The sequence below is a fragment of the Marisediminitalea sp. genome (assembly GCF_984433645.1).
In genome coordinates this window covers 1-9,104 of sequence record NZ_CFIDRX010000172.1, presented here as the reverse complement: position 1 = coordinate 9,104, position 9,104 = coordinate 1, and the positions used below count along the sequence as shown (strand labels likewise).

Genomic DNA, 9,104 nt, shown 5'->3' with positions numbered 1-9,104 from the left:
TCTGGTGGTTACAACCTGCGGAACACTGCCGACATCAGCACGCCTGAACTTCGCGAAGCAAACGGACCGGGACCGTTCGACGAAGAAACCGTCGACAACTTCGAGGTGGGCTACAAGGGTGATACCGATTGGGGCCGTTTCAACGCCGCGGCGTTTATCATGAACATTGATGACATGCAGCGTGAAGTCAGTTTGCCTGCACCTGACGGTTCACTGATTCAAATTATCAAAAACACCGCTGAAGCCACCATTATGGGTGTGGAAGTCGATGGTATGTTCCGCATTACCGACAACCTAGTCGCTATGTTTAATTTAGGTCTTATCGACGCTGAATACAGCAAGGTTATTTATGACTTAAACGGCGATGGGGTCGTTGATCAGGATGACGAAGAACTGGAAATCCCTCGCGTACCGGAAATCACTTACAGCGTTGGGTTAACCCATGACATGGAAGTGAGTGACTGGGGCCTGTTAACCAGCCGGGTGAATTACTCTTATCGCGATAAGACGTATTACACCGACAACAACCTGGGCTATATCGACGATCAGAAGATTCTGAACGCGGGCATTGATCTTCAAAACGAAGATGGCACCTGGGTAGTGAGCCTGTTTGGTAAAAACCTGACTAATGATGTGAAACACGGTAACGATACGCAATTAAGCTTCGGTACCTTTGCTCCTCTGACCAAAGGGCGTGAGTACGGCGTAGAGTTTACTTATCACTACTACTAGATTATTTTTTGAACATGTGTGATGAGTGGTAACACATCAGAGCCAGCCCGTGACGTACAGAGTGCATTGCGGGCTTTGTTGCGACTAAAAAATAAAAACAGGCAAAACACATGGACAGAAAATACGTTTTAACAGGATTGGGCTATGCATTGCTCGGATTACTGCTGGGTATTCACATGGCCGCAACGAAAAACCACGGTCAGCTAGTCACCCACGCACACATTATGTTGCTGGGGTTTGTCGTCAGTATGATTTACGCGATGATGCATAAATTGTGGTTAACCGACGGTAATTCAAAACTTGCCATTGCGCAGTACTGGTTGCATCAGGCAGGTACCGCCTTATTGATCATCGGGCTGTACTGCTTGTATGGTGGTATTGCTGGCGATGACGCCCTCGCACCGGTGTTAGGTATCTCGTCAATTGTCGTGTTGATATCACTGATTTTGATGAAAGTGATGTACATTAAAAGCAGCAAAAGCACAGAGTAATAAACAAAAACGGAGCCTTCAGGCTCCGTTTTGATTTTATAGCTTGTGGACTGAGTTATACGCCGATGTAGTCCATGATGCCGTCAGCCGCTTTACGGCCTTCGTCAATCGCGGTTACAACCAGATCACTACCACGAACCATGTCGCCGCCGGCGAAGATTTTCGGGTTAGATGTCTGGTAAGCAAACTTACCGTTGGCAGGTGCGCGAACACGGCCTTTTTCATCAAGGATGATACCGAAATCGCCAAACCAAGGCGCTGGGCTAGGTTGGAAACCAAATGCAATAATCACAGCGTCGGCTTCCAGTACAAACTCTGAACCTTCAACCACAACCGGGCTACGACGACCCTGTGCATCCGGTGCGCCCATTTCCGTGCGAACCAGTTTAACACCCGTGGTATTGCCCGCTTCGTCAACGGCGATGTCTAACGGCATGACGTTAAACTCGAACTGAACACCTTCTTCTTTGGCGTTAACCACTTCGCGGCGTGAACCAGGCATGCTGGCTTCGTCACGACGGTATGCACAAGTTACGCTTGCCGCGTCCTGGCGAATAGAGGTACGTACGCAGTCCATGGTGGTATCACCACCACCGAGTACGACCACTTTCTTGCCTTTCATGTCGATGAAGTCAGCCGCGTCTTTTTCCAGTCCCATTACACGGTTCGTGTTAGAGACCAGGAATGGCAGGGCATCGTATACGCCAGGCGCTGATTCGTGTTCGAATCCGCCTTTCATGTACTTGTATGTACCCATACCCAGGAAGACGGCATCGTAGTCGTCCAATAACTGCTGGAACGCAATGTCTTTACCGATTTCGGTGTTCAGTACGAACTCAACACCCATTTCAGTAAAGATCTCGCGACGCAGTTTAATCACGTCTTTTTCCAGTTTAAACGACGGAATACCGAAGGTCAGCAGGCCGCCGATTTCTTCGTACTTGTCGAACACCACTGGCTTAACACCGTTACGTACCAGGATATCTGCACACGCAAGGCCAGCAGGACCCGCACCTACGATAGCGACTTTTTTGTCTGTCCAGGTAACGCCTGACATATCCGGACGCCAGCCCATTTTAAAGGCGGTATCGGTAATGTACTTTTCGATAGACCCGATGGTCACTGCGCCGAACTCATCGTTCAGGGTACATGACCCTTCACACAGACGGTCCTGCGGACAAACGCGACCACAGACTTCAGGCAAGCTATTGGTTTTGTGCGACAACTCAGCCGCTTCCATGATCTTGCCTTCGTTAGCCAGTGCCAGCCACTGTGGAATGTAGTTGTGTACCGGACACTTCCACTCACAGTATGGGTTACCGCAGTCCAGGCAGCGGTCGGCCTGGCCTTCCGCTTGCGAAGAGGTAAGTGGATGATAGATTTCAGCAAATCCGGTTTTACGCTCCACAATGGGCTTTTTAGGCGGATCAATTCTTTCTACATCAACAAACTGATAAACATTCTTAGCCATTATCTTCTCACCTCACTATTGCGCCTGAATGCGCAGTTCTGCGCTGGAACGACTAATATGGCCCAACAGGTTTTTCACATCGCTGGTCTTCGGTTTAACCAGTTTGAACTTCGACAAGGTGCTGGCAAAGTCATGCAGCAGGCTCAACGAGAACTGGCTGCCGGTTTCTTCATAATGCTGGTTGATCAAGCCACGCAGGTGCTCGGCAAGAATAACTTTGTCGTCAATCGACAGCACTTCTACCAGCTCAGGGTTAACGCGGCGATCCAGATCACCTTCGTCGTACAGGTAAGCAAAACCACCTGTCATACCTGCGCCGAAGTTAACGCCTACCGGACCCAGCACCGCAACGATACCACCGGTCATGTATTCACAGCCGTTGTCACCAACGCCTTCCACAACGGCAATCGCGCCAGAGTTACGAACACCAAAACGCTCACCGGCACGGCCCGCTGCAAACAGCTTACCGCCAGTTGCACCATACAAACAGGTGTTACCCATGATGGCACTTTCGTGAGTGTTGAATTCCGCATTACGCGGTGGGTGAATAACCAGCTTACCGCCTGTCATGCCTTTACCCACGTAATCGTTGGCATCACCTTCGATATACATGTTCAGGCCGCCGGCATTCCACACACCAAAGCTCTGACCCGCTGTCCCTTTAAAGGTTACAGTGATAGGCATTTCTTCCATGTCGTGGTTGCCGTAATGTTTGGCAATCTCACCAGACAACAAGGCACCTACAGAGCGGTCAGTGTTGCGGATTGGGTAGCTCAGGTTAATACCACAGCCCTTAATAACGGCTTCTTTGGCGTCTTTCAGCATTTTTGCGTTCAATACACCTTTATCCAGTGGCGCATTGGTGGTTTCTGAACAGAACAGACGCGTGTGTTCACCCGCCACTGGCTTCGCCAGAATAGGGGACAAGTCCAAGCGATTCTGTTTTGCAGTAATACCGTCAACCAATGACAACAGCTCAGTGCGGCCGATCAGTTCATCGAACTTACGCACGCCCATGCTGGCCATGATTTCACGCACTTCCTGCGCAACAAACTTAAAGTAGTTCATTACCATTTCTGGCAAGCCAATAAAGTGGTCGCTACGCAGTTTTTCGTCCTGCGTTGCAACACCGGTTGCACAGTTGTTCAGGTGACAAATACGCAGGTATTTACAGCCAAGTGCAACCATTGGGCCAGTACCAAAGCCGAAGCTTTCTGCACCCATTATAGCTGCCTTAATTACGTCCAGACCGGTCTTCAATCCGCCGTCGGTTTGTACCCGTACTTTGTGGCGCAGACCATTTTCGACTAACGCTTGCTGTGTTTCAGACAGACCTAACTCAAACGGACTTCCGGCGTATTTTACTGACGTTAACGGGCTTGCACCTGTTCCGCCGTCGTAGCCAGAAACCGTGATAAGGTCGGCATAGGCTTTAGCAACACCCGTTGCAATGGTGCCTACACCGGGCTCAGATACAAGCTTCACTGAAATAAGTGCGGTTGGGTTCACTTGTTTCAGATCGAAGATCAACTGAGCTAAATCTTCAATAGAGTATATGTCGTGGTGCGGCGGTGGCGAGATCAGAGTTACACCCGGCACCGAGAAACGCAGCTGCGCGATATACTTATTGACTTTGTCACCCGGTAACTGACCACCTTCACCAGGCTTCGCACCCTGGGCAACTTTAATCTGAATTACGCTAGCGTTAACCAGGTAATGTGGTGTTACACCGAAACGACCCGATGCCACCTGTTTAATTTTAGAGTTCTTCTCTGTGTTGAAGCGCTTAGGATCTTCGCCACCTTCACCTGAGTTAGACTGTCCGCCTAACCGGTTCATTGCGATGGCCAGGGCTTCGTGCGCCTCCGGGCTTAATGCACCAATTGACATCGCCGCAGTGTCGAAACGTGGGAATAGGTTTTCCGCAGGCTCAACTTCGCTGATATCGATAGGTTGGTTAGCCGGGTTCAGCTTCATCAAATCGCGTAAATGCGACGGTGAACGCTCGTTTACCAGTTTTGCATATTCCTGATAATCTTCGTATTTACCCGTAACAACAGCCGTCTGCAGCGTTTTCACTACATCCGGGTTGTAGGCGTGGTATTCACCATCGTGTACGTATTTCAGCAAACCACCGTGTGAGATTTTCTTCCGTTTTAACCAGGCAATGCGTGACAGGTTAATAACGTCTTGTTGGAAATCATCGAAGTTGGCACCTTCAAGGCGTGAGGTGACACCCTTGAAGCACAGCTCCATGACTTCCTGGCTGATACCGATGGCCTCGAACAGTTTCGAGCTACGGTAGCTGGCCACGGTGCTGATACCCATTTTGGACATGATCTTGTAAAGGCCTTTGTTGATGCCTTTGCGGTAGTTCAGCATGGCTTGCATGGCTGAAATGTCCAGGTCACCTTTTTCACATAGCTGTTCAATGGTCTCATAGGCCAGGAACGGATAAATCGCCGTTGCGCCTAAGCCAATCAACACAGCAAAGTGATGCGGGTCACGGGCAGATGCCGTTTCTACTACAATGTTCGCGTCACAGCGCAGTTGGTTGTCAACTAAACGACGGTGAACTGCACCGGTCGCCATGGCAGCAGGAATAGGTAAACGGTTTGGCTTGATGTTGCGATCTGACAGGATCACAAAGGCCGCACGTTTTTGTTTAACCAGGTACTCTACTTCATTACAGATACGCTCGATGGCTTTCTTCAGGCCTTCTTCTGCAGTGTATTGCAGGTCGATGATCTCTGAGTAGTAGTTTTCAGGGTTAAATTCACGCAGCTGTTTAAGGTCGGTATACATTAGTACCGGTGATTCAAACAGGACGCGGTCAGCGTAACCACTGGTTTCGCTGAATACGTTTTGCTCACGGCCAACGCAAGTCGCCAGAGACATAACGTGGTTTTCACGCAATGGATCGATAGGCGGGTTGGTTACCTGAGCAAACTGCTGACGAAAATAGTCATACAGGGTACGGTGTTTTGAAGACAGCACGGCCATTGGGGTATCGTCACCCATTGAACCAACGGCTTCCTGACCGTCTTTACCCAGTACTTTGATAACCTGATGAATTTCTTCGTAGCTGTAGTTGAACAGCTTGTGATAGACCGCCATGGTGTCGTCGTCAAAGACGCGCTGACCGATTAGCGATGCATCCAGTTTTTCGATAGGCGTTAAACGACGGATGTGTTTTTCCAGCCACTCATGGTAAGGGTGACGTTCTTTCAGATCATCGTCGATTTCAGTTGAGCGCCAGATTTTACCTGTGTAGGTATCTACAGCAAGCATTTCACCCGGGCCAACACGGCCTTTTTCCAGTACGTCTTCTGGTTCGTAATCCCAGATACCCACTTCTGAAGCCAGGGTAATAAATCCGTTTTTGGTGACGACGTAACGAGCTGGACGTAAACCGTTACGGTCCAGGTTACAGGCTACGTGACGACCGTTGGTCATTACGATACCCGCAGGACCATCCCAAGGTTCCATGTGCATTGAGTTAAACTCGTAGAATGCACGCAGTTTAGGATCCATGGTGTCGTTGTTCTGATAGGCTGGTGGAACCAGTAAACGCATGGCGCGGAATAAATCCATACCGCCAGCCAGGAACAGTTCCAGCATGTTATCAAGTGATGAGGAGTCAGACCCTTCTGTATTTACGAATGGGGCTGCTTCTTTCAAATCAGGGATCAGTGGCGTAGCAAACTTACCGGTACGCGCCATGGCCCAGTCACGGTTACCTTTAATCGTATTGATTTCACCGTTGTGCGCCAGGAAGCGGAATGGTTGTGCCAATGGCCATTTAGGTAACGTGTTGGTAGAGAAGCGTTGGTGGAATACGCAGATGGCGCTTTTCAGCTTCTCGTCGGCCAGGTCTTTATAAAAGGCCGGCAGGTCACGAGGCATGACCAGGCCTTTATAAATAGTTACCAGACCAGATAAACAGGCAACGTAAAATTCGCTGTCTTGTTCCAGACGTTTTTCAGCACGGCGACGCACCATATAAAGGCGGCGTTCAAGGTCGCGCTTACGCCAGCCTGCCGGCGCATTTACGAAAACTTGTTCGATTTGCGGCACGCCGGTCAGAGCCAGTTCGCCCAGCACGTCGTGGTTTACCGGCACTTCGCGCCAGCCCACTACGGTCAGAGTCTCTTTTTCCAGCTCTTCGTTTAATACGTCACGCGCTGCTTGCGCTAATGTCTCGTCCTGATTGAGGAAAATCATACCAACTGCGTATTTTTTGCTGAGCTTCCAACCGTGTTGCTCTGCAACGTGTTGGAAAAACGCATCCGGCTTTTGTAATAATAAGCCGCAGCCGTCGCCTGTTTTACCGTCAGCAGCGATACCGCCACGGTGTTGCATGCGATCAAGGCCTTCAATAGCAGTTGTTACCAGTGTGTGGCTGGCTTCGCCTGTTGTGTGGGCAATCAAACCGAATCCACAGTTATCCCGTGAATCGTTGGGATTATATAAACTCATCTCTTAACTCCTTCAACCTTTGACTGGGCAAGGTATGCGCTGTGTTTTGTGACCAGAGTCGGCCTCACAGCTGCGTTACAACGCGTTGTTTAGTGACTGAAAATAAAAGAAAAATCAGTCTGCGCTGGGTTTGTCGTTAATTATTATTGTGGATACCAGTCGTGTACCGCATTTTTATGCACTATTGCCTAGCGGGCCGTACAACATACCGGCATTGCCGATTAAAATCAATCGGAATGTGAGCGATAGCACAGCTGAAATCGTATACCATCTTTATTCTTATTAATTTTCAGCAATTTATGCTCAATTGGTGCCAATAAAAAAACGCATATTTTTTTTGAAATGAGGCTGAGTTAGCTGCGAATATGGCCAGTCTAATTAAACTTAAGTTGCATAAATAGTCATCTATGGTGGGTAAATACCCAAATAGCATGATTGCGTTTGAATCTTTATCCTGTTTGCGCGGTAGGCATGGAGTTGGGTAATTTTTGACGCGCGAACGGCAATCAACGATTTATTGACGCTATTTTACCCTGTTTTTAGAAAATTGTAATGTTTTCGTTTTGCCTTCGCTTCCCTGAGTTATTTTCCTGTCCGGCAAGGTCTGATAGGATGGCTGCAAATTATTTCGGTATAGTATTGTTATGCATCAGGAAACGCCCAACGATTCATGGGCCATTCGATTCGCACAGTTTGTGCAGCGTTTTGGCACTATTAAGCTCAGTGTGTTGTTTGTGATTTTAACGTTGGGATTTACCGTAGGTGGGTCATACGTTATTCGACTCAGTCTCGGCAGTGAGGTTGAGCCCGATGACTTTATCAGCGCTGTGATCCTCACCATGTTATCTGCCCCCTGGGTGCTCTACTTCTTTAGTGAGCTGGTAAAACAGCTTGAGAGTTCTCGCACTAATCTGAAAGAAGTCGTGAGCCAGTTAGAGCACCTTCGGGAAGAAGATGTGTTCCTGAACCGCGAGCTGCAAAACAATATCCGTCAGCTGAATCACGAAATTGAGCAGCGCAAGCATGCTCAGGAAGAGCGTGAAACTGTCTTTAAAGAACTGGAAAAAGAAATTCAGGACAAGTCAGAGCAAGAAGCCCAGGCCCGTCATTTATCAACGCTGTTGCGGTCGATTATCGATGCCTCTCCCGACTTAATTTATTATCGCAATGAAGAAGGTCGCTTTGCAGGCTGTAACCGGGTTGCCGAGCAGATGACTGGCAAGACTGAGAAGCAATTGCTGGGATTAACGCCTCACGACGTTTACGAAGAAGATTTAGCCCGTCAGGTGGTGGCCAGCGATCACGAGGTGCTGGAAGCTAACGCCAGTATTACCGAGGAACTCTGGTTACGCTTTGCCGATGGTCGCCGTCGTTACTTTGAAATGCGCAAAGTCCCGTTCTTTGATCAAGATGGTAATCGGTTGGGGCTATTGGCGTTTGGGCGTGACATGACCGAGCGTAAGCAGGCTGAAAACGCAGCTGCCAAGGCCAGTAACGACAAGACCCGCTTTATTGCCACCATTAGCCATGAATTAAGAACCCCGCTCAACGGTATTGTTGGCCTTAGCCGTATGTTACGTGACACCGAGTTGACTCAGGAGCAGTGGGGTTGGGTGAGTACGATATACGCCAGCGCCATTACGCTGGGGAATATCTTCAACGACATTATCGACATGGACAAGCTTGAGCGCGACAAGCTGGAGCTGTCACTGAAAACGGTGTCGCTGCGCGACTTTACCGAAGAACTCAGTTCTATTATTCGCTTGTTGGCGGCAGACAAGTCGTTGGAGCTGATCACCAATATTAATGACCCGCTACCAAAACTGGTTGAAGTAGACGGCACGCGTCTGCGCCAGATTCTATGGAATATTTTGTTTAACGCGGTGAAGTTTACCCAGAAAGGGCACGTTACCCTGACGGTGTCGGCGTCG

5 protein-coding genes are annotated in these 9,104 nt (G+C 49.2%); 3 read left to right on the top strand and 2 right to left on the bottom strand.

The features are described 5' to 3' along the window. Together AC4MRN_RS17090 and AC4MRN_RS17085 are read left to right on the top strand one after the other, a co-directional pair. The coding region (locus AC4MRN_RS17090) for a TonB-dependent receptor domain-containing protein (protein WP_491203959.1) at positions 1 to 732 on the top strand (732 nt) is incomplete at its 5' end. A 110-nt stretch (positions 733 to 842) separates the two neighbouring features. Then, entirely contained in the window at positions 843 to 1,223 is a 381-nt protein-coding gene (locus AC4MRN_RS17085; RefSeq protein ID WP_491203958.1) for a TonB-dependent receptor, read from the top strand. 55 nt (positions 1,224 to 1,278) lie between these two features. Here the strand turns inward: AC4MRN_RS17085 and AC4MRN_RS17080 are convergent, their stop codons facing one another. After that, complete coding sequence (locus AC4MRN_RS17080; RefSeq protein ID WP_490711588.1) at positions 1,279 to 2,694, bottom strand: FAD-dependent oxidoreductase; 1,416 nt, start codon at positions 2,692 to 2,694, stop codon at positions 1,279 to 1,281. A 15-nt stretch (positions 2,695 to 2,709) separates the two neighbouring features. Beyond that, the gene (gene gltB, locus AC4MRN_RS17075) at positions 2,710 to 7,173 is read right to left on the bottom strand and encodes a glutamate synthase large subunit (RefSeq protein ID WP_370240014.1); all 4,464 of its coding nucleotides are present in this window, start codon (positions 7,171 to 7,173) and stop codon (positions 2,710 to 2,712) included. Positions 7,174 to 7,817: 644 nt separating this feature from the next. Between gltB and AC4MRN_RS17070 the strand changes: the two genes are divergently transcribed. Then, a partial coding sequence (locus AC4MRN_RS17070; RefSeq protein ID WP_491203957.1) for a PAS domain-containing protein occupies positions 7,818 to 9,104 on the top strand: 1,287 nt, incomplete at its 3' end.

Excerpts from the sequence above, each read along its gene's own strand:
- AC4MRN_RS17085 (WP_491203958.1), top strand. The coding sequence starts at position 843 with ATGGACAGAAAATACGTTTTAACAGGATTGGGCTATGCATTGCTCGGA.
- AC4MRN_RS17080 (WP_490711588.1), bottom strand. The coding sequence starts at position 2,694 with ATGGCTAAGAATGTTTATCAGTTTGTTGATGTAGAAAGAATTGATCCG.
- gltB (WP_370240014.1), bottom strand. The coding sequence starts at position 7,173 with ATGAGTTTATATAATCCCAACGATTCACGGGATAACTGTGGATTCGGT.